This window comes from Halococcus sp. AFM35 (assembly GCF_051195015.1).
Taxonomy (GTDB): domain Archaea; phylum Halobacteriota; class Halobacteria; order Halobacteriales; family Halococcaceae; genus Halococcus.
On sequence record NZ_JBNTJU010000096.1, the window covers coordinates 1 to 1130 of the forward strand.

The 1130-nt window shown below is 56.3% G+C and carries 1 protein-coding gene; it reads left to right on the plus strand.

What is annotated here, in order from left to right:
• Positions 1-16: 16 nt before the first annotated feature.
• A complete protein-coding gene (locus ACQUQO_RS18225) occupies positions 17-1123 on the plus strand; it encodes an IS630 family transposase (protein ID WP_435080073.1) in 1107 nt (368 codons plus the stop codon).
• Positions 1124-1130: the final 7 nt, after the last annotated feature.

A 1130-nucleotide genomic window follows, 5' to 3' on the forward strand; every position in this document is an offset into this window, starting at 1 on the left:
GTGAGACGGTGACACAATGAGTAGCGATCGTCGAAAAGGGATTGTTCGGCATCTGACCGAAGAAGATCTTGATCGGCTGTTGGCTGAGACGGATGAAGAGAAAGTCAGCCAGCGGCTGACTTTCATCAAGAGGCTCTACAAAGGAGCAACGCTCGAAGACGCCGCCGATGATGTTGGCAAGTCTGCCTCCACGGGCAGTCGTTGGGCACGCCGGTGGAACAAAGGCGGACTTGGGCTCCTGACCCCGAACTTCGGGGCCGGCAGGCCCCCGAAGCTCGGTGAAACCGAACAAGCACAGCTCCTCGAACAGCTACGAGACGGCCAACCGTGGACGTCTCAGGAAATACAGCGCCTCCTCAACGAAGAATTCGACGTCGAGTACCATCCAGTCTACCTCGGGAAATTCCTCAGAAAGCTCGGGCTATCGAGAGCTATTCCTCGCACAGAGCGGCCTTCGCGCCCGGATGATGCAGAAGAGATCGTTGACGAGCGCGTCGGCGACGCGCTCGACAACGACGACACCGACGAGCCACACAACAAACGAGACGGCGATGCCGAGGAAGGCTGGGTCGTTGACGACGATGTGTGCACGGATGGTGGCACTGTCCTCGGATTCTTTGACGCTACTCATCCGCAGCCGTTCGACAATTCTCAGCGGCTGTGGTACGTCGATGATCCTCATCTCGAACGACCGCTGGTGAAGATTTTCGAACCAGCGGTCGGGTTCTACGCTCTCAATGGAGAGAGCGTGGTTAGCTTCCCAGAAGATCAGACGAAAGAGCGGATCTGCGAATGTCTCGAACGGATCCGCGAGCAGAATCCGACGCAGCGGATTCTGCTCGTCTTAGACAACCACTTCTCGCACACGTGCGAGTACACGCGCAGGCGGGCGCATCAACTCGGGATCGATCTCATCTTCTTACCTACTGCCTCACCGGATCTCAATCCAATCGAGCAGGTCTGGAAGAGCCTCAAGTGGGCAGCCTCACCGATGATCGTCGAGAGCGCGGAGGAATTCCGCGCTCTCGTCACCGACTTATTCGATCAGCTTACCAATCGAGTGAGTTTCGCTCGATCTTGGATCGATGCATTTCTCGATTCTCGTTTGCAATACTTATCTTAGTCACTAT